25 protein-coding genes, 1 tRNA gene and 1 riboswitch are annotated in these 25,027 nt (G+C 66.9%); of the genes, 16 read left to right on the forward strand and 10 right to left on the reverse strand.

Features of this window, described 5'->3' with window-relative positions; genetic code table 11:
- Positions 1-59: 59 nt before the first annotated feature.
- From OHQ90_RS07030 to OHQ90_RS07045, 4 genes are all read left to right on the forward strand, one after another.
- Positions 60-563: a DinB family protein gene (locus OHQ90_RS07030; RefSeq protein ID WP_328408418.1), complete on the forward strand. Its 504-nt coding sequence runs from the start codon at positions 60-62 to the stop codon at positions 561-563.
- A gap of 366 nt (positions 564-929) precedes the next feature.
- Positions 930-2,135 (forward strand): DNA polymerase III subunit delta', encoded by a 1,206-nt coding sequence (locus OHQ90_RS07035; protein ID WP_328408420.1) that lies wholly within the window; start codon positions 930-932, stop codon positions 2,133-2,135.
- A gap of 98 nt (positions 2,136-2,233) precedes the next feature.
- A tRNA-Thr gene (locus OHQ90_RS07040) sits at positions 2,234-2,309 on the forward strand.
- A gap of 528 nt (positions 2,310-2,837) precedes the next feature.
- Positions 2,838-3,218 (forward strand): hypothetical protein, encoded by a 381-nt coding sequence (locus OHQ90_RS07045; protein WP_328408422.1) that lies wholly within the window; start codon positions 2,838-2,840, stop codon positions 3,216-3,218.
- Between the two features lie 110 nt (positions 3,219-3,328).
- Here OHQ90_RS07045 and OHQ90_RS07050 read toward each other — a convergent pair whose 3' ends face one another.
- Entirely contained in the window at positions 3,329-3,973 is a 645-nt protein-coding gene (locus OHQ90_RS07050) for a dihydrofolate reductase family protein (RefSeq protein WP_328408424.1), read from the reverse strand.
- Between the two features lie 387 nt (positions 3,974-4,360).
- On the opposite strand from OHQ90_RS07050, the gene OHQ90_RS07055 reads away from it, so the two are divergent.
- Positions 4,361-4,852, forward strand: coding sequence for a hypothetical protein (locus tag OHQ90_RS07055; protein WP_328408426.1), 492 nt, complete (start codon positions 4,361-4,363; stop codon positions 4,850-4,852).
- Positions 4,853-4,951: 99 nt separating this feature from the next.
- On the opposite strand, the gene OHQ90_RS07060 is transcribed toward OHQ90_RS07055, so the two are convergent.
- Positions 4,952-6,001: an alpha/beta fold hydrolase gene (locus tag OHQ90_RS07060; protein ID WP_328408428.1), complete on the reverse strand. Its 1,050-nt coding sequence runs from the start codon at positions 5,999-6,001 to the stop codon at positions 4,952-4,954.
- 246 nt (positions 6,002-6,247) lie between these two features.
- The gene (locus OHQ90_RS07065; protein WP_328408430.1) at positions 6,248-6,517 is read right to left on the reverse strand and encodes a hypothetical protein; all 270 of its coding nucleotides are present in this window, start codon (positions 6,515-6,517) and stop codon (positions 6,248-6,250) included.
- 47 nt (positions 6,518-6,564) lie between these two features.
- Between OHQ90_RS07065 and OHQ90_RS07070 the strand changes: the two genes are divergently transcribed.
- The 3 genes from OHQ90_RS07070 (at position 6,565) to OHQ90_RS07080 (ending at position 7,517) form a co-directional block, all read left to right on the forward strand.
- The gene (locus tag OHQ90_RS07070; protein WP_328408432.1) at positions 6,565-6,741 is read left to right on the forward strand and encodes a hypothetical protein; all 177 of its coding nucleotides are present in this window, start codon (positions 6,565-6,567) and stop codon (positions 6,739-6,741) included.
- 65 nt (positions 6,742-6,806) lie between these two features.
- Positions 6,807-7,271 (forward strand): DUF2752 domain-containing protein, encoded by a 465-nt coding sequence (locus OHQ90_RS07075; RefSeq protein WP_328408434.1) that lies wholly within the window; start codon positions 6,807-6,809, stop codon positions 7,269-7,271.
- A 57-nt stretch (positions 7,272-7,328) separates the two neighbouring features.
- Positions 7,329-7,517, forward strand: coding sequence for a hypothetical protein (locus tag OHQ90_RS07080; protein ID WP_328408436.1), 189 nt, complete (start codon positions 7,329-7,331; stop codon positions 7,515-7,517).
- A gap of 19 nt (positions 7,518-7,536) precedes the next feature.
- On the opposite strand, the gene OHQ90_RS07085 is transcribed toward OHQ90_RS07080, so the two are convergent.
- The 3 genes from OHQ90_RS07085 to OHQ90_RS07095 form a co-directional block, all read right to left on the reverse strand.
- Positions 7,537-8,886 carry a M1 family metallopeptidase gene (locus tag OHQ90_RS07085; protein ID WP_328412646.1) on the reverse strand — a complete coding sequence of 450 codons (1,350 nt, stop codon included), beginning with the start codon at positions 8,884-8,886 and terminating at the stop codon, positions 7,537-7,539.
- On the reverse strand, positions 8,886-12,857 hold the full coding sequence (locus tag OHQ90_RS07090; protein ID WP_442941338.1) for a Pls/PosA family non-ribosomal peptide synthetase: 3,972 nt from the start codon (positions 12,855-12,857) through the stop codon (positions 8,886-8,888). Before OHQ90_RS07090 ends, OHQ90_RS07085 begins: the two co-directional genes overlap by 1 nt.
- A 149-nt stretch (positions 12,858-13,006) precedes the next feature.
- A complete protein-coding gene (locus tag OHQ90_RS07095; protein ID WP_328408438.1) occupies positions 13,007-13,429 on the reverse strand; it encodes a MarR family winged helix-turn-helix transcriptional regulator in 423 nt (140 codons plus the stop codon).
- A gap of 83 nt (positions 13,430-13,512) precedes the next feature.
- On the opposite strand from OHQ90_RS07095, the gene OHQ90_RS07100 reads away from it, so the two are divergent.
- Positions 13,513-14,931 carry a DHA2 family efflux MFS transporter permease subunit gene (locus tag OHQ90_RS07100; RefSeq protein WP_328408440.1) on the forward strand — a complete coding sequence of 473 codons (1,419 nt, stop codon included), beginning with the start codon at positions 13,513-13,515 and terminating at the stop codon, positions 14,929-14,931.
- Between the two features lies 1 nt (position 14,932).
- Here the strand turns inward: OHQ90_RS07100 and OHQ90_RS07105 are convergent, their stop codons facing one another.
- Complete coding sequence (locus OHQ90_RS07105; protein ID WP_328408442.1) at positions 14,933-15,577, reverse strand: LysE family translocator; 645 nt, start codon at positions 15,575-15,577, stop codon at positions 14,933-14,935.
- Positions 15,578-15,716: 139 nt separating this feature from the next.
- A riboswitch (SAM riboswitch) is annotated at positions 15,717-15,830 on the forward strand.
- 46 nt (positions 15,831-15,876) lie between these two features.
- On the opposite strand from OHQ90_RS07105, the gene OHQ90_RS07110 reads away from it, so the two are divergent.
- Complete coding sequence (locus OHQ90_RS07110; protein WP_328408444.1) at positions 15,877-17,199, forward strand: aminotransferase class V-fold PLP-dependent enzyme; 1,323 nt, start codon at positions 15,877-15,879, stop codon at positions 17,197-17,199.
- 110 nt (positions 17,200-17,309) lie between these two features.
- Entirely contained in the window at positions 17,310-17,909 is a 600-nt protein-coding gene (locus OHQ90_RS07115; protein ID WP_328408446.1) for a Uma2 family endonuclease, read from the forward strand.
- Positions 17,910-17,915: 6 nt separating this feature from the next.
- On the opposite strand, the gene OHQ90_RS07120 is transcribed toward OHQ90_RS07115, so the two are convergent.
- The 3 genes from OHQ90_RS07120 to OHQ90_RS07130 all read right to left on the reverse strand — a co-directional run bounded on the left by OHQ90_RS07120 (position 17,916) and on the right by OHQ90_RS07130 (position 19,416).
- Positions 17,916-18,467, reverse strand: coding sequence for a flavin reductase family protein (locus OHQ90_RS07120; RefSeq protein WP_411999740.1), 552 nt, complete (start codon positions 18,465-18,467; stop codon positions 17,916-17,918).
- A 111-nt stretch (positions 18,468-18,578) separates the two neighbouring features.
- A complete protein-coding gene (locus tag OHQ90_RS07125) occupies positions 18,579-19,052 on the reverse strand; it encodes a YbaK/EbsC family protein (RefSeq protein ID WP_328408448.1) in 474 nt (157 codons plus the stop codon).
- A gap of 49 nt (positions 19,053-19,101) precedes the next feature.
- Complete coding sequence (locus OHQ90_RS07130; protein WP_442941448.1) at positions 19,102-19,416, reverse strand: 2-oxo-4-hydroxy-4-carboxy-5-ureidoimidazoline decarboxylase; 315 nt, start codon at positions 19,414-19,416, stop codon at positions 19,102-19,104.
- Positions 19,417-19,613: 197 nt separating this feature from the next.
- Between OHQ90_RS07130 and OHQ90_RS07135 the strand changes: the two genes are divergently transcribed.
- The 5 genes from OHQ90_RS07135 (at position 19,614) to OHQ90_RS07155 (ending at position 24,911) form a co-directional block, all read left to right on the forward strand.
- Positions 19,614-20,435, forward strand: coding sequence for a crotonase/enoyl-CoA hydratase family protein (locus OHQ90_RS07135; protein ID WP_328408450.1), 822 nt, complete (start codon positions 19,614-19,616; stop codon positions 20,433-20,435).
- 89 nt (positions 20,436-20,524) lie between these two features.
- Positions 20,525-21,031 (forward strand): MarR family winged helix-turn-helix transcriptional regulator, encoded by a 507-nt coding sequence (locus OHQ90_RS07140; protein WP_328408451.1) that lies wholly within the window; start codon positions 20,525-20,527, stop codon positions 21,029-21,031.
- A complete protein-coding gene (locus tag OHQ90_RS07145) occupies positions 21,028-22,896 on the forward strand; it encodes an MDR family MFS transporter (protein WP_328408452.1) in 1,869 nt (622 codons plus the stop codon). The genes OHQ90_RS07140 and OHQ90_RS07145 overlap by 4 nt, the downstream gene beginning before the upstream one ends.
- A 147-nt stretch (positions 22,897-23,043) precedes the next feature.
- On the forward strand, positions 23,044-24,279 hold the full coding sequence (locus OHQ90_RS07150; protein ID WP_328408454.1) for a sensor histidine kinase: 1,236 nt from the start codon (positions 23,044-23,046) through the stop codon (positions 24,277-24,279).
- Positions 24,267-24,911: a response regulator transcription factor gene (locus OHQ90_RS07155; protein WP_328408456.1), complete on the forward strand. Its 645-nt coding sequence runs from the start codon at positions 24,267-24,269 to the stop codon at positions 24,909-24,911. Before OHQ90_RS07150 ends, OHQ90_RS07155 begins: the two co-directional genes overlap by 13 nt.
- Positions 24,912-25,027 lie beyond the last annotated feature (116 nt).

The raw sequence follows: 25,027 nt of genomic DNA on the forward strand, positions 1-25,027 counted from the left end.
GCGCCGAGGGCTCGGATGTGGTGTCGTAGCGTGCGAATCGTTGATGCGAAAGGACCCCGATGACAGCCGAACAGGAACGTGAGGATCTCATCGCCGCACTGGCCGGTCAGCGCGAGCTGTTCCGGATCACGCTGCGGGGCATCGACGAAGACCAGGCAAGGCAGCGCACTACGGCCAGCGAGTTGACCCTTGGTGGGTTGCTGCACCATCTGGTCAGCTGCGAGCGGCACTGGGCGACGGTCATCGAGGAACGCGACGAGACCGCCGAACTCGACGTCTCGAAGTTCGACGGCGAATATGCGATGGGCCCCGAGGAAACGGTGGCGGGTTTGCTCGCCGAATGGGATGCGGTGGCAGCGGGAATCGCGAACCTGATCCGCGCCGAAGCGAGCCTGGACACCTCTATCCCCACCCCGACCACCCCGTGGACACCCGACCGGGTGTGGTGGACGGTGCGTTTCACGGTGCTGCACATCCTGCGCGAGATCACCCACCACAGCGGGCATGCCGACATCATCCGCGAGGCGCTCGACGGCGCGAACACCACGTATCAGCGGGCCTGATTCCGCACGGCCGGGGCAACATGGATGTCGTGAGCACGGAATTCCCTGAATGGATCGTCATCGAGGGCTACCAGAATCTTCCTGGCCGCCCGCATCCGAGGTCGGCCATCCGCGCTTGACTGCGTGAGCGAGGCATCCACTGGATGCCCTTCTTCGACAACGAAATTCGCTTCGACGTGGCCTGCGGAAAGGGCCGGGACGGCCGTTGGCGTGGTTCGGTCATGATCTACGTCTCCGGGGAGGCGGCGCAGGCGACCGTACCGACCCCCTGGTGGCATGCCGCAGCGGATCGCAACGCTGGGTGGTGGTAGGCCGCCGTGGGCGGCGCGGATAACGGTGTCGGTGGGGACAGCTAGGGTGTACCGCGTGGCGGGTGTCTTCGATCGGCTGGTCGGCCAGGATGTGGTCGAGTCCGAACTGACTGCTGCCGCTATCGATGCCCGCGGGGGCAGTATTTCCGGCGCGATGACGCACTCCTGGCTGTTCACCGGGCCGCCAGGATCGGGTAGATCCGTTGCGGCGCTGTGCTTTGCGGCCGCATTGCAGTGCACCGACGAGGGCACGCCAGGGTGTGGGCGCTGCCACGCGTGCACGACGACGATGGCGGGGACCCACGGTGATGTGCGTCGGGTGATCCCCGAAGGACTGAGTATCAGCACCAAGGAAATGCGCGAGATCGTGCAGATCGCGTCGCGGCGGCCGAGTACCGGCCGCTGGCAGGTGGTGGTCATCGAAGATGCGGACCGGCTGACCGAGGCGGCGGGCAATGTGCTGCTCAAGGTTGTCGAAGAGCCGCCGGACCGCACGGTCTTCCTGCTCTGCGCGCCATCGGTGGACCCCGAGGACATCTCGGTGACGCTGCGCTCCAGGTGCAGGCATGTACATCTGGTGACGCCGTCGGTGCCCGCCATCGCGCAGGTCCTGCAGGACCGTGACAAGCTCGACGCGAAGACGGCCACCTGGGCGGCCTCGATCAGCGGCGGGCACGTCGGTCGGGCGCGGCGTCTTGCCACCGACGAGCAGGCGCGCGGGCGTCGACAGCGCGCGTTGGCCTTGGTGTCCGCGGTGGCGCGGCCGGGCGCGGCGTACGCGGCGGCCGACGAGTTGGTGAAGTCCGCCGACGACGAGGCCAAGCAGATGAGCGCAACCCGCGACGAACGCGAACGGGAGGAACTCGCGACTGCGCTCGGTGCGGGTGGCACCGGCAAGGGCGCGGCAGGAGCGACCCGCGGCTCGGCCGGAGTGTTGAAGGATCTGGAGCGCAGGCAGAAGTCCCGCGCCACCCGAACCGGCCGCGACGCACTCGACCGCGCCCTGATCGACGTCGCCGGCGTATACCGCGACGCGCTCGCGGTCCGCTTCGGCGCCGCGCGCAACGGTTCCGGTGTCGCACTAACCCACCCGGACATCTCCGACCAGATTCACGATCTCGCCGACCGCGTCCGCCCCGAGGGCCTGCTCCGCTCGATCGAGGCCGTCCTCGCCTGCCGCGAGGCCCTCGACCTCAACGTCAAGCCCCGCTTCGCCCTGGCCGCCATGGTCGCCACCCTCATGTCCGCCCAATCCGCATGACGATATCCGGCCATTTGGTCCCGCCGTCGTAACGACGATGACCACCCGTTTTCGCGATCCGGCCACCGAGGCGATAGACTCGCGACGCCGAAAGGCACGCCGCCTTAGCTCAGTCGGTAGAGCGCTTCACTCGTAATGAAAAGGTCGGGGGTTCGATTCCCCCAGGCGGCTCCACCTTTTCTTCATCCACGAACCCTTTGACGACAGTCAGGCTTCGTCGAGGGCCTGCGTAGGCGCTGGCCGACCCCGTTGATTCCGTGGCTCGAGCGCGGCAGCGGCTACAGGGCGTGCCGCCGCTGGTTCCGGTGTATGCATACCGGTTTCTACCGGCCGGATGTGGAAGCTCTGGACACCCTGCCCTGTCAGTGTTGGCAGCTTGGGGACATCATTTGTTACAGCGGTGACCTGAATACCTGGGTCTGTCTGGAGTTCGCCGATGTCGATGATGACGACTGGCACAGCGAGCAGTGGAAGTCTCGGGTGACCGTGCCGTTTGGCGCGACTACATGTGGTGAGGCACGCCTGACGCGCCGATGGCCGCGCCGCGGATCACGAGAAATACTTGCCTCCGCTCCATTCTGACCAGGACGTCTGGCCGCAGGGCGTGGTGTCGAGTAATAGCGGCGTCGGCCAGCGAGCCGGGAGTTGTTGTCTGACAGTATGGTTGGAATTCACTGGTGCAACCTGAGGAGTCAATACTCGATGAGAAGTCTTCGGAACTCTGTTTCGGTCGCGATCGCGTTGGCCGCGGCTGGTTTGGCCTTGAACGCGCCGCAGGCGTCGGCCGAGATCGGGGTTCAAGTCATGATCGCGGGGGGTGGGCTCAGCAATGGGTTCGGGACGGGCTGTAGCTACGAGGTGGTCGCGAACGGCGCCACGGGTGTGGGTATGGAGTTCTATGACAACGGTGTCTTGTTCGCCGCGACGGAGGGGAGTCCGACCCCGAAGACGCACGTGGCCAGATGGGCTCCGGCGACGGCTGGGACGCACACCATCCTGGTCAATCAGAACGGGGATGCCAAAACTGTCGTCCTTACGGTCGGTACCGGGATCAACGCGGGAAGTTCTTGCCTCGTGATCTAGCCAGTCGACCACCGCGCCGTGGCCAGTTGAGGTCGGCGCGGTATACGGCTACTCGAGACCGGCGGCTGGACCGGGGCTCGGCCGAGCCCCGGTCCAGGTGGTCAGCCGGTTCAGCGGCGCCAGAAGAAGTGGTGGACAACGCCGCTCGGGCTCGGGATCTTCTCCAGGTGGAAGCGGTCCTGCAGGTGATCGGGACTGTCCCAGAGTTGTTCGCCGTGGGCGAGTTCGACGGGCGCGACAGCGAAGTGCATGGTGTCGATGAGGTCGGCGTCCAGGAATGCACGCACCGTGGCGACCCCGCCGCCGATCCGCACGTCCTTCCCGTCGGCGGCCGCCTTCGCCTGCTTCAAGGCGTCCTGCGGCGATGCGTTCAGGAAATGAAACGTTGTTTCTCCCAAGGTGAACGAGGGTCGTTCATGATGGGTGAGAACGAATACTGGTGTGCGGAACGGCGGTTCCTCGCCCCACCAGCCCTGCCATTCGTAATTCTCCCACGGGCCGCGCTGCGGTCCGAACTTGTTGCGCCCCATGATCTCGGCCCCGATGTTGCGTGCGAACTCGCGCGTGCAGTAGTCGTCGAGGCCGCGTGTCCCGCCGGGGTCGGTGCGGTTGACCCAACTCGCTGTCGCCCCGGCCCACGAGAACATAGCCTCGTGGTCGGCGTGCCCGAAAGGACGCTCGAGGCTTTGCCCGGTTCCCGCGCCGTACCCGTCGCTGGAGACGTTGAAGTTATGGACACGCACGAGCTGTGTCATCAATACACCCTCTCTGATTGCAATATGCAACTAGTTTGCCCGGGGTGCTTGTAAAGCGCAAGCGGTCGATGCGGGAGGTTTCATGTCCGACGTGCCGCGCTCCGGCGCCCCATCAACGGCGCGATCGAGCTGATCGGTGACCGCCGGACGCTGCTCGCGCCGCGGACGTGCTGTTCGGCGACCGCCGCCATTTCCGCCAGCTTCAGTCGCGGGCGGAGCGAGGCATCTCTCCAACGTCCTGGCCGACCGGTTGCGCACGTTGGCCGATACGAGACTGCCAACCCGCGACAACGCCGGACGGCGTGCCGCCGACCGCCGCGCCGATCCCGCGATTTGAGAACTTCTGACTGGACACCATGCGACCGAGTAGCGGGCGATACTCGATCCATGACCGCCGAACGTGAGATGGCCGAGGACCCTTCGGCTGTTCCTGTGCAAGGTGATTCAGGCTCGATCATCTATGACGAGATGCTCGACACTCATGTCGAGATCCAAGACATCATCAGTGCTTCACGACTAATGGGCCTCGAATCCATGTCGTTCGATCAGTTGATGACCTACATCACGGCGAAGCGCGAGTACCAGGCATCGGCGTACTCCGATACAGAGGCTGTCGACCGGGCTCGGCGCGACCATGAGCTGCAGGCGGAGTCGAGGCGCACCGAGCTCGTGAAGGAAGAGGCGGAAGCAAGGAACAAGATCCTGGAGGCTCGCTTCCGTGCCGGACTCGCCGCCACGCTCGTGGCCGGCACCGTCGGCGGGGTTATTTTCGGCATTTTCAAAGGTCTTCCAGCACCGGAGTTGACGCAATACCTGGCGCCGGTGTCGGGACTGGCCGGAATTGTCGTTGGTTACTTCTTCGGGCGTGAAGCGAGATGAGATGATCGCCTCGTATGCTCGAGCGAGCACTGATACGCGGGAACGTGGGTGTTGCTCCTGGGCCGGGCGACGTTGGCCGGCCCAGGAGAACAGTGGGGGTCAGCCTGCGACAGCGGTAGGGTTCGCGCGCTGGATGACGTGTTCGAGTTCGGTGTTGAAGCGATCGGTGGCTTCGACGTTCCCGAGGTGGCCGGTCGGCCAGATCTGGTAGTCGGCGAGATAGCCGGTGCGGGAGAGTGTTTCGACGATCGGACGGGACATGCTCTCGGGGAGCAGATGGTCGTTGCTGCCCGCGATGATGGTGGTCGGGACGGTCAGATGCTGTGCGGCGTCACCGAGTTGGACATCGACCAGTGCCGCGGCGTGGCGGCCGCGGGTCAGTGGGCGGCAGGAGCGGACGACGCCGAAGGCGAAGTCCACCTGGTCGTCGGTGGCGTCCTCGGTCATCACGCGCGCCTTGAAGATCGCGCTCGCCGGCCAGCCGCCGGGCAGCGGAACCGGTGTGGTCAGCACTGTTTCGGCAACGAAGTCGGGCAGACGCACGGTGGAGCCGAAGAGTGTGACGGGCTTGTTCGCGATGGTCAGCGGCCTGTTGAGTAACGGAAGCACCTGGCTGTCGGCCCGGACATTGCCCGAGGTGGTATTCAGCAGTACGACGGCCGACGCGCGGCGCTGCACCTGTTCGGGGTAGCGAGCCGCCCACGCCTGCAACGTCATTCCGCCCATGCTGTGCCCGACGAGCACGGCGCGCTGACCGCGGCGCAGGGTGGCGTCGAGGACGGTGGACAGGTCGTCGGCCAGCGATTCCGCGCCGATGTCGACGGTGCCGAGTTGGCTCTCGCCATGGCCGCGCTGGTCGTAGCAGACCACGCGGTACCGGTCGGCGAAGGCATTGATCTGGGGATTCCAGTACTCGATGCTGCAGCTCCAGCCGTGGATCAGCACGATCACCTCGCCGTCGGCGGGGCCGTAGGCATGCACTCGAAGGCGGGCGCCGTCCACGGTGGTAACGGGGATGACCTCGGGTGGAACGGTGGGCGCGTTCAACGATGTGGTCCGGTAGGTACGCGATCGCAGTCCGGCACGGTAGGGGGCGGTCAGGGCGCCATTTCGCGCCTCCGCCAGCGTCCTCATCGACTTCACCAGCATTAGAGCACTCCTTTGTGTCTGCCGACACAGTACCGTGCAAGCAAGGTGCTTGCTAGTGCAAGCGCTCGCTTCCGGTAAACCTTGCCCATTCACGTGGATACCCGATATCGGACGGGCGAAGGCCTCTTCCAGAAGAAACATCGGGCACGCGTGAGCTCTTCCCGATACCCCGAACGACGCCGAATCGTCACCCGTAGGGGTTATCGAGACCTTGGGGGAGCGCTGTTATCCGGTGGCGGTGGCCGGTCAGCTGATGGGGTAGAGGGCGGCGATGGCCTCCGGCATGACCAGGCAGACCTGGTCGTCGGGATGGAAATCGCCGGGGATGTCGCGCCGATTGGGTGCCCGAACGAAAACCACCACGGAGGAACCGTCGCCGGGATCTATTTCCACCGCGACCGAGCCTGGGTAGTCACTGTCCGGAGGTACCTGCCAGTGACCCACATGCCCGAATTCGAGCTTGCGAGCCGCACTGACCCCGAATCCGTCGAGCCGGGTAACACCAGCGGCATCCACGTCGAGAAATTGTACTCTAGCTGCGGAAACGCCGGAGTTCTTTGATCATGAGCGGACAAGTTCTTCGATCAGCGGTGGACGACATCAACGCGCTGTACGCGAGGTTGGCCGCGAAGAGCTACCGCTATGCCGAGCCGGGCTGCCCGGAGGACGGACCAGGCGGGCAGGGATTCGAGCTGGTCGACCCGCCGGGCAACAGCTTGCGCTTCGCCCAACCCCACTAGCGCCTTGCCGAGCGGGATTTCAGCGGGTGGCGGCGGCGGGTCCGGCACGGTTACCGTTGGTGCTTGTGGAGACCACGCACGTAGCATCCGGCCCGGCGGCGCACCCGGACCCGGAGGGTGCGAATCGCTCTGGGTGGCGCGCCCTCGGGGTGCCGCTGCTGGTAGCAGGTGTTGGTGTCGGAGCCGCGGTGCTCCTGCACTTCCGGGATCCGCACAGCGAGGGCTCCTACGGGATTTGCCCCGTCTACGGGCTGACGGGGTACTACTGCCCGGGCTGCGGCGGGCTGCGCGCCATGCACAACCTCACCGACGGCCACCTCATCGATTCGCTGCACAGCAATGTGCTCGCCGTGCCGCTGGTCCTCGCTTTCGTCCTGCTGGTGAGTGATTGGGCGGTGCGCGCCTGGCGTGGTCAGCGCATGCGCTTGCCGCGGATCGGTCGCAGCACGATGTGGGTGATATTCGGTCTGTTCGCGGTGTACTCGGTACTGCGCAACACTCCATGGGGAAGTTGGCTGACGCCGGTATGAGCGCCGCGCGACGTGGCACCCGCGAGATTTTCTGCGCGAACCGGGGAGGCTTCGATCATGCGTGACTCTTTGAAGGACCGCATCCGCGCGAAGCTGCTGCGCCAGCTGGCCGAAGACGGCACTCCGGACGCGGAGCAGGACGATCCGCGGCAGATCGCGGTGGAAGCAGATCTCGATGCGTTGAACGGCGTCGCCGAAGACGACCCATTGATCGAAGAGCTGGCCATCCGATATCTCGTTTTCTGAGACCACCGCCGAGCCGGAGTCAGGCTCCGGTCGAGACACCGTTGTGGGGCGGCAGTTGCGGCAGCGGCTCGCTGAGCAGCCAGGCATCCCAGAGCGGGCGCAGTGGGACGAGGCTGTAATGGCCTGCCAGGTCGGTGAATTCCTCGGTGGTGACCGAGGCGTGCCGGTAGCGGACGGTCCATTCCCGGAGCAGATCGAAGAACGACCGGTCGCCGAGTTCCAGCCGCAATGTGTGCAGGGCGAGCGCGCCTCGCTTGTAGACCCGATCGTCGAACATGCGCTGCGGGCTGGGGTCGCCGACGGTGATGTCCTGCGGCAGCCGCGCCAGGTTGTGCCTGGCGGCCCGGGCCAGCTGGTCGGCGGTGGGCCCGCCTGCGGCCTCGGACCAGATCCATTCGGCATAACAGGCAAAGCCCTCGTGCAGCCAAATGTCGCGCCACTGCCGGATGGTGAGGCTGTTGCCGAACCACTGGTGCGCCAGTTCGTGTGCGACGAGCCGTTCGGCGCCGCGCCTGCCGTCGCAGTGGTTGGCGCCGAAGATCGAAATGCCCTGGGCCTCGATGGGGATTTCCAGCTCGTCGTCGGTGACGACCACCGTGTATCCCTCGAAGGGGTAGGGGCCGAAAAGCTCGGTGAACAGGTCCATCATCTGCGGCTGGCGGCCGAAATCGTGGTCGAAGGCGGCGCGCAGCCGGGCGGGCACGATGGCCTGCATCGGCACCGAGCTGTGCGCGGAACCGATCCGATGTTTCTGGTACGGGCCGATCTGGATGGTGGCCAGGTAGCTCGACATCGGCTCCGGCTGTTCGTACACCCAGGTGGTCTGACTCGCCTTGGTCTGTTTGCGCATCAGGGTGCCGTTGGCCAGCGCGTAGTAGGGGGTGTCGGTGGTGATCGAAATCCGGTAGCTGGCTTTGGAACTCGGGTGGTCGTCGCAGGGGAACCAGGACGCGGCGCCATTGGGCTGGCTGGCCACCAGCGCACCCTCGGTCAGTTCCTCCCAGCCCACCTCGCCCCACGGGCCGCGCACCGGTCTCGGAATCCCGCCGTACTGGACGACCAGCGACAACACCCCACCCGCCGGGATGCCATGCTGCGGCGTGACGACCAGCTTGCCGTGCTGGTGCACATATTTCGCGGGCTTGGCCCCATTCACGAACACCTTGGAGACGGTGAGCGACTGGGAAAGATCCAGCGCGAACCGGGGCCGGATGGCGGTGGTCACCGCGGTGATCTCGGCGCGGCCTGCCAGCCGGTTGCCGGCTACCTTGTAGGCGAGGTCGAGCTCGTACCGTGATACCCGATAGCCGCGATTTCCGTTCTGCGGCAGGTACTCGTCGATGGGCTCTTCGTAGAACTTGCCCGGCATCAGCGTGCTGTCCCGGCCTCGCTCGGCCTCGGCGCCGGACTCGACCACGGTGCGATCGGATTGCCCCACCAACGGGTGGACGGCGGCACCGTGTCACCGCGCATGACCAGCGAGGCAGGGCCGATCGTCGCGCCGTCGCCGATGGTCGCGGCCGGCAGTGCGACGCAATGCGGGCCGAGGGTGGCGCCCGCGCGGAGGGTGACGGTGTCCATGGCCATGATTCGATCGTGGAAGAGGTGGGTCTGCACCACGCAGCCGCGCTCCACGGTTGCGCCATCGCCGAGAGTCACCAGGTCCGCCTCCGGTAGCCAGTAGGACTCGCACCATACCCCGCGGCCGATGCGCGCGCCGAGTCCTCGCAGCCAGAGATTGAGCACCGGCGTGCCGGTTGCGGCGCGCGCGAACCAGGGTGCGGCAACGGTTTCGACGAAGGTGTCGGCCACCTCGTTGCGCCACACGAACGAACTCCACAGCGGATGTTCCTCGGCCCGAATGCGGCCGACCAGCAACCACTTTGCGGTGATCGCGCTCGCACAGGCCACCGCGCCCGCGGCCATCAGCACCAGGCCGCTGAGCACTGCGGCGGCCGGATAACCGACCGATTGCGCCGTCCATGCCAGGGTGAACAGCACGCCGAGTCCGATGGCGAAGGTCACCAGCACCGGGAATAGCCTGCACGTTTCGACGACGGCGCGGGCCAGTTTGAGGCGCAGCGGCGGATGGAAGGTGCGCTCGGCATCGCCGGTCTCGGAGGCGCGGCGCAGCCGGACGGGTGGGCTACCGAGCCAGGAGGAGCCTGCTTTGGACTTGGACGGTGCGGCGGAAAGCACCGCGACAAGACCGTTTTTCGGCACCCGCCGTCCGGGCGCCGTCATCCCGGAGTTGCCGAGGAACGCACGTTTGCCGATCTTCGCGTCGCCGATGCGCAGCCAGCCGCCGCCGAGTTCGTAGCTGGCGATCATGGTGTCGTCGGCGAGGAAAGCGCCGTCGGCGACGGTAGTGAATTTCGGCAGCAGCAGCACCGTCGACGCCTCGACGCTCTTGCCGACCTTCGCGCCGAGCAGGCGCAGCCACACCGGGGTGAGCAGGCTGGCATACAGCGGGAACAGGAAGTTGCGCGCCGAATCCAGCAGTCGCTCGGTGGCCCAGGCCTGCCAGCCGACGCGGCTGCGCACGGGGTGATGGCCTTCGACGAGCCCGATGCTGAGCAGCCGCACCGCGACCAGCGTTGTCACCGCGTACACGATGAGGCTCAGTAGCGTGGCGAGGGGCAGGATCGCGAAGCCGCGGCCGAGCGCGCCTGCCAGGGTGCGGGCGTCGCGGATGAACCAGGCGATGAACGCGCCGCCGGCGCCGACTCCGAGAATCGGCATGGCGGCCAGCGCCATCGAGGTCACGCCGAAGATCGCGATCCAGTGCGCGGCCCGTGCGGGGGCGTGGTCGGGCCAGCGGTGCTGGGCCTTGCCGACCTTCGTCGCGGGCGAGCCCGCCCACTCCTGTTCTGCCTTGACCTTGCCCGATACCGCGGAGCCCGGTGCGATCTCGGCATTCTTGCCGATCTTGCTGCCGGGCAGCAGGATCGACCGCGCACCGATCACCGCGCCCGGACCGATGACGATCGGTCCGATGCGCACCACATCACCGTCGATCCAGTATCCGGACAGGTCGACCTCGGGTTCCACGCTGCAGCCGTCGCCGAGTGCGAGCATTCCGGTCACCGGGGGCAGGGTGTGCAGGTCGACGCCTTTGCCGATCTTCGCGCCGAGTGCGCGTGCGAAGGGCACCATCCATGGTGCGCCGGAGAGGCTTTCGGCCCCACTGGCCTCCGACAACCGGACCGCGGCCCACAGACGCAGGTGCACCGATCCGCCGCGCGGGTAACTGCCGGGCGATATGCCGCGCAGCAGCACGCGGGCCCCGGTCGCACAAATGACCATGCGACCGGGTGGGGAGATGAAGAGCAGGAATGCGGCAAGGGTCCACCACCAGGACAGGTGCGGCAACCACGGCAGCGAGCCGGACCAGCCCGCGATATTCCCGACGATCGCCAGCCAGGTGAGCCACTGCATGCCCGTCAGGGTCGAGAGCGGAACGGTCGCGAGCACCTGGATCCATTGGGCGCGCAGCGGAGTCGGACGCACGACACGCGTTTCGGTGGCGGCCGTCGGTGCGGTCTCGTCCAGCAATTCGGCGAGCGCGCCGAGGCGGGGATGGTCGTAGAGATCGGCGACCGCGATGCGCGGATAGCGTTCGCGCAGCGCGGTGACCAGCTGTGCGGCCGCGAGTGAGCCGCCGCCGACGTCGAAGAAATCGGTATCGGGGCTGGTGACCTCGGCGCCGAGGATCGCATCCCACAGTCCGGCAACCCATTGCTCGGTGGCGGTGAGATCCTGGCTCGAGGTGTCGGTGTCGTTCGGCAGCGGCCAGGGCAGCGCGTCGCGGTCGACCTTGCCCGAAGTGCGGGTGGGCAGTTCGGGGACCACGGCGAGGCGTGGCACCAGTGGTGCCGGGAGTTGTTCTGCGAGTACAGCTCTGGCGGCGGAGAGGTCGAAGTCGGCTCCGGTACCGGTCAGGTAGCCGACCAGGATCTTGTTGCCCGCCTTGGTGGTTCGGATCGCTGCGGCGGCGCCGGTCACGCCGGGCAGGTGTTGCAGCGCGTTGTCGATCTCACCGAGCTCGATGCGGCGGCCGCCCAGTTTGATCTGGTCGTCGGCGCGGCCGAGGAAGACCAAGCCGGCGCGGTCGTTGCGGACCAGGTCACCGCTGCGGTAGGCGCGGTTCCAGCCGACCGACGGAAGCGGGGCGTATTTCTCGGCGTCCTTCACCGGATCGAGGTAGCGGGCCAAACCGACTCCGCCGATCACCAGTTCGCCGGATTCGCCCTCGCCCACCGGATTCCCCTCTCCGTCGACGACGGTGAGATCCCAGCCGTCCAGCGGGAGCCCGATCCGAACGGGGAAGCTTCCGTCCAGCAGCGCCGCGCAGGCGACGACCGTTGCTTCGGTGGGGCCGTAGGTATTCCACACCTCACGGTCGGAATCTTCGTTTCCGGCAAGGCGTTCGGCGAGTTCGGGTGGCACCGCTTCGCCGCCGAAGATCAGCAGCCGGACGGGGTCGAGTGCCTCGGCGGGCCAGGTCGCGGCCAGGGTGGGAACCGTGGAGACGATGCTGATCTCCCGGCGCACCAGCCAGGGGCCGAGGTCGGCTCCGGTGCGAACCAGGGCGCGGGGTGCGGGCACGAGGCAGGCGCCGTTGCGCCAGGCCAGCCACATTTCCTCGCAGGAGGCGTCGAACGCGACCGAGAGCCCGGCGAGCACCCGGTCACCCGGTCCGATCGGGGCGTCCTGCAGGAACAGTCGCGCCTCGGCGTCGACGAACGCGGCGGCGTTGTGGTGGGTTACCGCGACACCTTTCGGGGTGCCGGTGGAACCGGAGGTGAAGATGATCCAGGCGTCGTCACCGGGGGTGGGGCGCAGGGGCGAGTCATCGGTGGTGTCGGCGACGGTCGAGTCGGCTCCCGCCGCGATCCGTGCGGCGCCTTCCACGGTCGTCTTGATGCCCGCCCCGGTCACAATCGCGGTGACCTTCGCCTCGCCGAAGACCAGCCTGGCACGTTCGTCGGGGTCGTCGGCATCGACCGGCACGTACGCGGCGCCCGCGTGCAGGATGGCCAGGATAGTGACGTAAAGCTCATGTGTGCCGGACGGCATCCGCACGCCGACTCGGTCGCCCGGCCGCACGCCCGCCGCGATCAGGCGGGCGACTCCGGTCTCGATCTCGGCGCGCAGCTCGGTGTAGCTGAGCACCATGGTGCCGTCGTCGATGGCGGCGGCGTTGGGGTAGGCGGCGGTGGTGCTGGTCAGGATGTCGACAAGGGTCCTGACCTGCGGAGCGAGCCCGGCGCGCAGCAGCGGATCCGATGCGATCGGGTCCTCGTCCGCAACGGCGTCGACCTGCGACTGCAGCATCACGTCCTGCCCACCTCTCATAGACCTGCCTAGCGCTTCACGAGTGTTGTTTCACAAGAGGGTTACCAATCGGCAAACGCCATGGTGACCAACAGTCCACGGTACCTGCGGTACCGGGCCTTAGTCGTCAACGAACCGGGTGGTCGGTCCGCTCAGTCGTCGTATCCGAGGGCTTTCAGCGCCAGCCGATGCAGGGTCTTGCGTTCCTCGTCGTCGAGGCGGCGCAGCACCTCGGCGGTGGCCTGTTCGATCAGCTCGTCGGTGCGGCGCCGCTCGACTCTTCCGGCTCGAGTGATGGATAGGCGGTATTTGCGGCGATCGCCCGGATCGCGCGTGCGGACCACGAACCCCGCCTGCTCCAGTCCGTCGATCATCCGGACGACCTCGCTGCGATCGATGTGCAGCGCGTCCGACACCTGCTGCTGGCTGAGCTCGTCGTTGTCTTCCAGGTGAACCAGCACCCACTGATCGCGCAGTGACGAGCCGACCTCGGCTTTGAGCGCCTGATTCAGTTTGCCGAACACATACGTCGGGAAACGCAGCAGGCCGGGCGGGTGCGCGGAGTCGGCGGACATCCCGGAATTCTACCCATTGTTGACTGGCCAGATTGTTGATAACCTCCGCAATCTACAGCCTCAACAGATTTTGGGAGGGGTCCATGACGGACACTCGGAACGCGGTCACCGCAGGTCGAACCGCGCTGGAACCGATCACCGCACAGGTGTGGCGGGTAGCCGGCGTCGTCGTCTTCGGCGCGGTGATGAGCATGTTGGACACCTCGCTGGTGAATATCGGGCTCAACGTGATCGCGCGCGATCTCGGCGCATCGCTGGACAGTGCGCAGTGGCTCGCCAGCGCCTACCTGCTCGCGCTCGCGGTCACGTTGCCGCTGTGCGGGTGGCTCGGTCGGCGGGTCGGGACGGACCGGGTGTGGCTCGGTGCGTTGGTTGCTTTCACGGTTGTCTCCGGCCTCTGCGCGTTTGCTCCGAATATCGGCTGGCTCATCGCGTTGCGCGTCGCGCAGGGATTGGCCGCTGGGCTGCTGGTGCCCGCCGGGCAGACATTGATCGGCCGGGTCGCGGGCCCACAACGGCTGGGGCGGGTGATGAGCGTGGTCGGGATCGCGGTGGTTGCCGCGCCCGCGATCGGGCCGACCATCGGCGGCGTGCTGCTTGCCCAGCTGTCGTGGGAATGGCTGTTCCTGATCAATATTCCGTTCGGCGCGGTGGCATTCGTCCTCGCACGGCGCGTGCTGCCGCGCGAGGACGTGCGCGGCAGCGGCGAGCCGTTCGACGTCGCGGGGTTCGTGCTGATCGGGGCCGGGCTGTCGCTACTGGTCTACGGACTCGGCGAATTCGGCAGTAGGGGAAGGTTTTCCGCGGTGTCGGTGTGGGTTCCCGTGCTGGTCGGTGTGGTGGCGCTCGGTGGCTTCGTGCTGCGCTCGGTGCGCAAGCATGGGCCGAAGGTCCTCGATGTCGGCTTGTTCGGCAATCCGATTTTTGCGACCGCGAACGTGGCCAACTTCTTCGCCGGCGTGGTGATGTTCGGGTCGATGCTGTTGCTGCCCTTGTACTTCCAGCTACTGCATGGCAAAGGGCTGATAGCCACCGGACTGTTGCTGCTCGCATTCGGTCTCGGCGGCATCGTCGCGATGCCGGTCGCGGGACGGCTGACCGACCGCTACGGCGGTGGTGTCGTCGCGGTGGCCGGCAATGCGTTGATCGTCGCGACCACCGTGCCGTTCGCGCTGTCGGACGCCTCGCTGAATTCCGTGCTGGTGCAAGCGTTACTGCTGGTCAGGGGTGTGGCGGCGGGACTGACCGGAATGCCCGTCGTGGCGGCAGCCTATGCGGCGGTGGGTCGCGAGCAGCTCCCGGATGCCGCATCGTTCGTCAATATCTTGCAGCGGGTGGGTGGCGCTGTCGGTGCGGCATTGATGGCGGTCGTCCTCTACCGTGTGGCCGCGGCGGGTGCGTCCGTCGATGTGGGCTTCCAGCGGTCGTTCTGGTGGCTCACCGGAGCGGGAGCTGTCGCGCTCGTTGCCTCGATCCTGTTGTGGCGCAAGGAAAAAGGGTGACCTAGGCGGCGGAGGCAGCAGTGCCGATGCCGAGCGCCGCGAGGACGGCCGCGCTCGCCTGCTCCAGGCGAGCGCGGACCTTCGGCTTGCGCAGCATCGCCACGGCGCGCGAGGCGGCGATCGCGAGCAGCACCATCTCCACCGCGGCGATGCTCGATTCGACCGCGCCGAGGGCGAGGGTGTTGGCGAAGGTGACGTCGGTGAGGAACTGGGGTAGCACCGCCAGGTAGAACAGGCCGACCTTCGGGTTGAACATGCACGACACCAGCCCGGCGGCGAATGCCGAGCGAATCGAGGCGGGAGCTCCGGAATTCGCCTGCGCGGTAACCGCTTCGGCCGGGTCGGAGGTAGCACGTCGCTGTCGCCGGTGATCGATCAGCGCCCGAACTCCCAAGTACACCAAGTAGATTCCGCCGACGATCTTGAGCGCGCGATAGGCCGTTGCCGACTGCTCCAGCACCGCGGCGACGCCCGCCGCGACCACAAACGCCCACACGATGCCGCCGAGCGCCGATCCGATCGCCGCCGCGATTCCGGGTCGCGCGTCCACGATCGAGAAGCGCAGCACCAGGAACGAATCGGGGCCGGGCGTGATCGACAGCAGTACGCACAGGCCGACGAAACTGAGCAGCAGGGAAAGCGTCACCCACCGATGGGACCGCACATCACGACATTGCGCAACCGGTTTCGACGTGCCGAAACCATGCTCGCCGGGCCCTGGCCGCGGGCGCCGTTTTTCCGATTCCGGTTGACAGCCGCCGGTGCGGTCTGCCAGTCTCGGTGCAGGTCATGAGTACCAGCATCAAGCCCTGGCTAGCTGGTCGGCAACCCTCCTCCGCGGTGGGGTGCTCCAGGTGACGACCTGGCCGCCGCCCGACCGGGCGCGGCAAGCGCGGACTCGTAAACCCCCTTGGTTCCGGGTCCCATAGCCGACGGGATTTCGTGATGACTGCTGTTGTGGACCAGACCTGTGCCGCCCTCGCCCGGGTCTCCGGCGACGACCTCCGGGTGCCGCTCGTCCAGGGCGGAACGACCACCTACGCGAACTTCGACTACGCCGCGAGCGCACCGGCATTGGCGCAGGTCACCGACCGGGTGCAGCAGCTGTTGCCGTTCTACGCGAGCGTGCACCGCGGTGCGGGCTACGCCTCGCGGATCTCCACCGAGTGCTACGAGGCGGCTCGTGGTTCGGTGGCCAGATTCCTCGATGCCGACGACGACCAGGTGGTGGTGTTCACCCGCAACACCACCGACTCGCTGAACCTGCTCGCCGCGTGCGTGCCCGGCGACACCGTGGTGCTGGATATCGAGCACCACGCCAACTTCCTGGCGTGGACACGCAAGGGTCGTCGCGTAGTCCGCGCCGCCGATACCGTGGCCGAGACCATCCGGCTGCTGGTCGCCGAACTGTGCAGCAAGCCCGCCGCGCTGCTCGCGGTCACCGGTGCCTCCAACGTCACCGGCGAGGTGCTGCCGTTGGAGCGGCTGGCCACCATCGCTCACCAATGCGGCGCGCGCATCCTGGTCGATGCCGCGCAGCTGGCTCCGCATCGCCGAATCAGCCTGCGCGACAGCGGCATCGACTACCTCGCCTGCTCCGGGCACAAGCTGTACGCGCCGTACGGCGCGGGTGTGCTCGTCGGGCGCCGCGATTGGCTGGATGCCGCCGATCCGTATCTGGCAGGCGGTGGCGCGGTTCGCGAGGTCACCACCACCGGTGCCGACTGGGCGCCCGCGCCGCAGCGCCACGAGGCAGGCTCGCCGAACGTCCTCGGCGCGGCCGCGCTCGCCGCCGCCTGCGACGCGCTCTGTGCGATCGATCCCGAAACCCTCGCCACCCACGAACGCCTGCTCGCCGACCGGCTCCGCGCGGGCCTTTCCGCCATCCCCGGCGTCAACCTGCTGCGTATCTGGGACGACAGCCCCGACACCGTCGGCATCGTCGCCTTCACCCTGGACGGCTTCGTCCCTGGCCATGTAGCCGCCTATCTCTCCGCCGAACACGGCATCGGCATCCGCGACGGCCGCTTCTGCGCCCACCCGCTGCTGGCTCGCCTCGGTCTCGACGGCGCACTGCGCGCCAGCATCGGCCTCGGCACCAGCTCCACCGACGTCGACCGCCTCGTAGATGCCATCGCCACCCTCGTCGAATCCGGTGCCGGCTGGAACTACGCCGCCACCGACGGCCTCTGGAACCCCACCCCGGAAACCCGCCCCTTCACCAGCCCCGACACCACCGACGGCGCGGCACCCTGCCGCATCGGCTGACCGGTCTTTGCGTGGTTGTCCGCGATCACCCTCGGCATCGAAGATCTTCACAGCGGCACTTCGCTCTATAACATCGACACCATGGCCGAGGGCATCGATGAGCAGCGTCTATGACTACCTTGCCCGCATGGGCCAGCGATCCGGGCGCTCTGCTCATCACTGAAGAGGGCTACGACATATTGCCGGAAGATGTGCAGCGGCAGATCGAGGTCGTCGACGGTCACGTGATCTTCTGCCGCAGTGGCAGCTTCCAGCACAACAACGTTGCCAGACGGTTGGCGAACAGTGTGGAGCAAGCGAGGCCTGCCGAACCCTGCACCGGCGTGGTGACCGACTTCGAAATGCACTATGTCCGAAGCCGTCCGGGGAGCCCGCGGTTTTCGTTCCGTCGTCCCGACGTGGCGTTGCATCGGTGCATCGATGAGGACCGGAAGCTGACAACTGCGGACGTGCTGTTGGTGGCCGAGGTTGTGTCGCCGGGGTCCGAATACACCGACACCGTCGATAAGCGCGCCGAGTATGCGCACGACGGGATACCGATCTATCTGGTCGTGCACTTGGACGCCGAACGGCGGGTCAAGATCATCCAGGAGTATCGCCTCGACTGGGCCAGTCAAAGTTATCGGCTCGCGGAGACACACCAGGATGTGCTGCGACTCAGCGAGCCCTTCCCGGTCGAGATCTTCTTCAGCGCGCTGGACGTCGGGTAATCGGGCTCATTCGCCGAGGGCGCTCGGGCGGTGGTAGCGGCCGTTGTAGTAGAGCAGCGGCGCGGCGGCCGGTTTTTCATCGGTGTTGTCGTGGACACGGGTGACCAGGCCGACGGCGAGGGTGTGGTCACCGATGGGGATGAGCTGTTGGATGACGGCGCGGACCCAGATGGGGGTGCCGTGCAGGACCGGCTCACCGGTGTCGAGGGTGGTCCACAGTGAGCGGTCGGTGAAACGTTCCTCCGCGGCGCGCGCGAAGCGCTGGGCCAGGTGGTGCTGGTGTTCACCGAGGAAGTGGATGACCACCGAGTCGGCTTTCAACAGAGCGGCGATGCTCGAGGAGGTGTGCGCGATATTGAAGGAGACCAGCGGGGGTTGCAGCGACAATGACGCGAAGGATGTCGCGGTGAAGCCGACCGGGCCGTTCTCGGAGCAGAGCGTGACGACCGTGACGCCCGCGGGATAGTGGCGCATGGAGGCGCGGTATTGCTCGGCGGTGATGCCGCTCAGATCGTCGGGAATCCGGAAATTCGAGGCGGGCCGTTGTGCTTCGGTCACAGGTCGAAGCTACGCCCGGTTCGAGGGTGATGGGAGCCGACGTCGTTGTTCGATTGCTGTTCGCACCGGCTGCCGCGCTGCTCGCATGGAGTAATCGCAACCGGTCGAGATTCAATCCACGTCGATCGGAAGTCCGGCGGTGATGCGCACCAGTTCGCGAAAAGACGTGCGGAATATGGTGTCCGGATGACCGCCTGCGGCCCACAGCTCGCGATGCTCGGAGAGTGCGGTATCGACCCAGGTCGGCAGGTTGGTGGGGTGGCCGACCGGAGCGACGCCGCCGATCGGCTGGCCGGTGACCTCCCGCACCATCGCGGCGGGGGCGTGGGTCAGGGTTCCCTCGAGCCGCTCACCGGTGTTGCGCAGATCGACCTGATGCGCGCCGGAAACCAGCAGGAGCACCGGGTCCTCGTCGAGTAGGAACACGAGTGATTTCGTGATCGCCCCCACATCGACGCCGAGTGCCCGCGCGGCATCGGCGGCGGTTGGTGTCGGTGCGGGCTGCGTGACGATGACACCGTGATGGCCGCGCGCGATCAAGGTGTCCGCGACCCGGCATGCGACCGGTGGTAGGGACCTGCGCATGAAACAAGGGTAGAGCGATTGCGGGCGATACGCCGGGCAAGTGAATCGGTCAGTAATCCGGGTAGCCGTCGGAGGGCCCGAGCATGGTGTCGATGTGCGCCCGGGTGATACGTGCGAGCTCGGTGACGACGCGCTGCGAGAACTGTTCGTGCACAACCGCATCGAAGGCGCGATCCAGATCGGGCTGGGAGAGCGCGAGTAGTTCGACATCGACCTTGGCCAGCAGCGCATCCCGGTCCGGGAACGGACGAGCGTCGGCGATCGTGGCTGCCCAGGTGACATTGCAGCAGCATTCGTACAGGGCATGAACGGCTCGGCCGCGACTGATCGTATTGAAGCGGTCGAGACCGATTCCTTGATGCATCAGCACGATGACCTCCGAGCCCGGTGAGCAAGTTTGCTGATTCGTTCCATCATGGAGCCGGCGTCGGACGAGGACCAGCGCGCCGCACCGTTCTTTGCACAGCATTTACATGCGGCGTTCCCTGTGCGGTGCCGGCTGGTACCGGCATTTCCGGGATCCCGAGTCTTGGTCTCCGTTCGGCTCGATACGCTGTACAAATGACTGATTGGCAGGCTTTCACCGTCGAAACCAAGGACCACGTCGCCCAGGTGACGCTGACCGGTCCGGGCAAGGGCAATGCGATGGGACCGGATTTCTGGCGTGAGCTGCCGGAGATCTTCCGTGGCCTGGACGCTGACCCCGAGGTGCGCGCGATCGTGCTCACCGGTTCCGGCAAGCACTTCTCCTATGGTCTCGACCTGGGCGCGATGGCGGGCACGTTCGGTTCGTTGTTGGCCGATAAGGCGTTCGCCGCGCCGCGCACCGATTTCCTGTACGAGGTGCGCCGGATGCAAGCGGCGGTGACCGCGGTGGCGGACTGCCGCAAGCCGGTCATCGCCGCAGTGTCGGGTTGGTGCATCGGCGGCGGGCTCGACCTGATCGCTGCCGTCGATATCCGCTACGCGAGCGCGGAGGCGAAGTTCAGCCTGCGTGAGGCAAAGGTGGCGATCGTCGCCGATATCGGGTCGTTGCACCGGCTGCCCGGCATCATCGGTGAGGGGCAGCTGCGCGAGCTCGCCTTCACCGGCAAGGACATCGACGCCGCGCGTGCCGAGAAGATCGGCCTCGTCAACGACGTGTTCGCCGATCAGGACGCGGTGCTCGACGCGGCACACGCCACGGCACGCGAGATTGCGGCGAACCCGCCGCTGGTGGTGCAGGGCGCGAAGGATGTGCTCGAGCAGCGGACCAAGGATCAGGTGGCCGCTGGGTTGCGCTATGTGTCCGCGTGGAATTCCGCATTCCTGCCCTCGGAGGACCTCACCGAGGCCGTTCAGGCGGTGTTCGAGAAGCGGGCACCGGAGTTCAAGGGCCGGTAAAGGCCGGTAAAACGTTTGCCCTGGCCGCAGGCCCGTCTACATACTTGCATCACACAACTAATTGATTCACGCAAGTAAGGGTAGGCCGAGTGGACGCTGAAGATGAGTCGGTCGAGACGATCGCGATCCAGCTCACGCGGCTACAGCGGCACCGCGACCGGGTCGCGGCGCAGTTGCGCACCGGCGACGGCGTGGATCCCGCGGCATTCGCGATCCTGTTCCGGCTGCTCTGCGACGGACCGATGCGCTCGGGCGCACTCGCCGAGGCGGTGCATTCGGACGCCTCGACGGTCAGTCGACAGGTCACGCAGCTGGTGGAGCGGCAGCTGGTCGAGCGGCAGGCCGATCGATTCGACGGCCGTGCCACCGTGCTGGTCGTCACCGAGCACGGCCGCGCCGTCGCGGAGCAGATCCGCAGGCGCAGGCACGAAAACCTGACCAGGGTGATGGCGGCTTGGACGCCGCAGGACCGGGCCCTCTTCGCCGGGCTGCTCCGGCAGTTCGTCGACGATTTCGAGCAGGCCAAGCCCGCCATGCTCGCGGCCATCCGCAGCAACCAGGACTTGTACAACAGTGAGACGGAGAACGATTCGTGACCGCACCGGCAACCGTGGAGGAGTCCACCGGTTTCACCCACCGGCAGATCTTGACCATCCTCAGCGGCCTGATGCTCGGCATGCTGCTCGCGGCGCTGGACCAGACCATTGTGTCCACCGCGATCCGCACCATTGCCGATGATCTCAACGGCTACTCGATGCAGGCCTGGGCGACCACGGCCTATCTGATCACCGCGACGCTGGCGACGCCGCTGTACGGCAAGCTGTCCGACATGTTCGGCCGTAAGCCGTTCTTCATGGCCGCGATCACCATCTTCGTGGTCGGTTCGCTGCTGTGCACAATGGCGCAGTCGATGTACCAGCTCGCGGCGTTCCGCGCCTTCCAGGGACTCGGCGCGGGTGGCTTGATGTCGCTGGCGCTGACCATCCTCGGTGACATCGTCGGTCCGCGTGAACGCGCCAAGTACCAGGGGTATTTCCTCGCGGTGTTCGGCACCTCCAGCGTGGTCGGCCCGGTGCTCGGTGGCGTGCTCGCAGGTCAGGACACGATTCTCGGGGTCAGCGGCTGGCGCTGGGTCTTCCTGGTCAACGTGCCGGTCGGGCTGATCGCGCTCGGCGTCGTATCCAAGGTGCTCAAGCTGCCCAAGCGCCCGAAATCCACGGACCGGGTCGACTGGTGGGGCGCGTTCGTGCTCGCCGTCGGGTTGGTGCCGCTGCTCATCGTCGCCGAACAGGGCCGCGAATGGGGTTGGGGCAGTGGGCGTTCGGTGCTCTGCTACGTGATCGGCGGGCTCGGCATCATCGGGTTCGTGCTGGTCGAGAAGGTGTTGAAGGACAAGGCGCTGATCCCGCTCCGGATGTTCTCCAACCGCACCTTCGCGCTGGGCGTTGTCATTTCCTTCGTCGTCGGCGCCGCGATGTTCGGCGGTATTTCGCTGCTGCCGCAGTACCTGCAGGTGGTGCGTGGTGCGAGCCCGACGCTGGCAGGTCTGCAGATGTTGCCGATGGTGCTCGGGCTGATGACGGGGTCGGTCGTATCCGGACAGCTGATTTCGCGCACCGGCCGCTACCGGGCCTTCCCGCTGATCGGTGCGTCGATGCTGACGCTCGGTCTGTTCCTGCTGCACTTCCTCGACGCCGACAGCCCGCTGTGGCTGGTCATGATCTTCATGGCCTGCACCGGTTTCGGCCTCGGCAACCTGATGCAGCCGCTGACCCTGGCGGTGCAGAATGCGTTGCCGCCCAAGGACATGGGCGTGTCCACCGCTGCCGCCACCTTCTTCCGGCAGATCGGCGGCACGCTGGGTGTCGCGGTGTTCCTCTCGATTCTGTTCGCACAATTGACCCCGAACATCTCCACCGAGATGAAGTCCGCGGCCACCGATCCGACCTTCCAGCACGCGGTCGTCCAGGGCGCGCAGAGCAGCAACCCCGCCGATGCCGCACTCGCGAAGGGCCTGCTCGCACAGGACACGTCGGCGGCGAGTGATGTGCTGAAGGACAGTTCGATCATCCAGCAGCTGAACCCCGATCTGGCGCGGCCGTTCAAGGTCGGGTTCGCCGAATCGATGTCGACGGTGTTCCTGACGGCGACCGCGGTCGCGCTGCTCGCGCTGATCCTGGTGCTGTTCTGGAAGGAGGTGCCGCTGCGGATGATGAGCGGAATCCAGGCGGCCAAGGGCGACGCAGCGGAATCGGCGAACGGTGCGAGACCGGATGCCGTGGAACGCACGGGACTGCCGCTCGCGGGTGGCGAGGTGTTGAATCCGTCGGAAGATGCCGTCGAGGCCGTGGCGACGTCGGCCAACGGTGCCGCGAGTTCGAACGGCGCGGCGAGTTCGAACGGTGCCGCCAGTTCGAACGGTGTCGGAACGAAATCGGTAGGTAGCGCTGATTCGGCGTGAACAACCCACCCTGTCGCCGCCTGGTTCCGCCAGTCTCGGCGGTGCCGGGCGGCGGCAGTTTCCGGTGGGGCGGTACGGCGGTGCGGGCATCGGCGCGAGCAGCGTGGGCTACGGTCGCGTCGTGACGATGTCGTGGGTGCGCTGACCATGCACTACCTCCGGGACCGGCTGCGGCGGCTGCCGTCGGCGATCGGTTACCTGGTCATCGGTGGCGTCACCTCGGTCTTGTCCCTCTTTGCCGTGATCGGACTGTTGCTGGTGGTCGCGCTGAGCCTGGTCGGTGTCGGGATTCCGGCGATACCCGAGGCGCTGCGGGTACTGCGACCCCTGATCGGCGTCGAACGCCGCAGGGCGGCTCGGCGGCTCGGCGAGCCCATCGAAGCGGTCTATCGGCCGATGGAAGGCGACCTGCGCAGGCAGCTTGCCACCGCATTCACCGATCCGGCCAATCGCCGCGATATCGGGTGGCTGCTGCTGCACGCGGTGACCGGAATCTATGTCGGGGTGCTGGCCGTCGCGCTGCCGCTGAGCGCGCTCAATCAGCTGGTGATTCCGGCGTATTGGCGGTTGGTTCCCGCCGGCTCGATCGCCAACTTCGGTATTGTGGTCGACTCGTGGCCGACGGCATTGCTGAACGTGCTGATCTCGGTGCCGGTCGGAGCCGTGGCCTTACAACTGCCCGTGATCGCGGGATGGCAGGCCACGGCGGCCAAGATACTGCTCTGCCCACCGGAGGATGTCCTGCTGGCCGACCGGGTGGCGGCGCTGACCGCGACACGGGCGGCCGCGCTGGATGCGCACGGCGCGGAGTTGCGTCGGATCGAACGCGATCTGCACGACGGTGCACAGGCCAGGATCGCTGCGGTGATCATGCAGCTCGGCCTGGCCGACCAACTGCGCGAACAGGATCCGGCGGCGGCACAGGGATTGGTGCGCAAAGCGCAGGACACCGCGACGGCGGCGTTGGCCGAGCTGCGCGATGTGGTGCGCAGCGTGTACCCGCCGGTGCTCTCGGACCGCGGTCTGGCGAGCGCGATCTCGGCGCTTGCCGCCCGCAGCGCCATCCCGGTCGTGCTCGACCTGAGCCACGTGGGCAGGCGGCCCGCCGCTGTCGAGGCAGCCGCCTATTTCGTCATTGCCGAGGCGCTCACGAACGCCACCAAACACTCTGGCGCCGAATCCATTTCGATCGTGCTCGGTGGTGCGCCGGAGGTGCTGGCGATCGAGGTCTCCGATGACGGCGTCGGCGGCGCCGGGGAGGCCTACGGCGGCGGGCTCGCAGGCATCCGGCGGCGGGCCGAAGCGCTCGACGGCCGGATGGAGCTGACCAGTCCGGACGGTGGCCCTACTGTGTTGCGGGTGGAGCTGCCGTGCGGGTCATGATTGCCGAGGACGATGCCCTGCTGCGCGAGGGTCTCGTGCTCCTGCTGAGCACCGCGGGCATCGAGGTGGTCGCGGCGGTCGACAATGCCGACGACTTCCTTGCCGCGGTGGCCGCCGATCGACCGGACGCCGTCGTCGTCGATGTCCGGCTGCCCCCGACCTTCACCGACGACGGGCTGCGTGCGGCGGTGCGTGCCCGCACCATGCACCCGGGCCTTCCGGTGCTCGTGCTGTCGTCGTATGTGGAGGACAGCTACGCCGCGGAACTGCTCGGCGACGGTGCGGGCGGCGTCGGCTATCTGCTCAAAGAGCGAGTCGGCAAGGTCGACCGCTTCCTGGATTCGCTGCGCCGGGTCGCCGACGGCGGCACCGCGATGGACCCCGAGGTGATTTCGCAATTACTGGTGCGCCGCACCGCCGATGACCCGCTCGGCGCGCTCACCGCCCGGGAGCGGGAGGTGCTCGCGCTGATGGCGGAGGGACACAACAACACGACGATCGCCGAGCGGCTGGTGGTCAGCGAAGGTGCTGTGCACAAGCACATTCGCAGTATTTTCGCGAAGCTCGGGCTGTCGGCCGATGAGGTGGGCCACCGGCGGGTGCTCGCCGTGCTCGCGTATCTGAACGCGTGATCGTGACAGGCCGGGCGCGCCGAATCGCCTGAACCTCGGTGCGGCTCAGGCGATTATCTCCTCCGCCGTTCCGGCAGACGGCGCAGTCATGGCGCACCCGGGTCCCGAGATTTGCC

The sequence above is a fragment of the Nocardia sp. NBC_00403 genome (assembly GCF_036046055.1).
In the GTDB taxonomy this organism is placed as follows: domain Bacteria; phylum Actinomycetota; class Actinomycetes; order Mycobacteriales; family Mycobacteriaceae; genus Nocardia.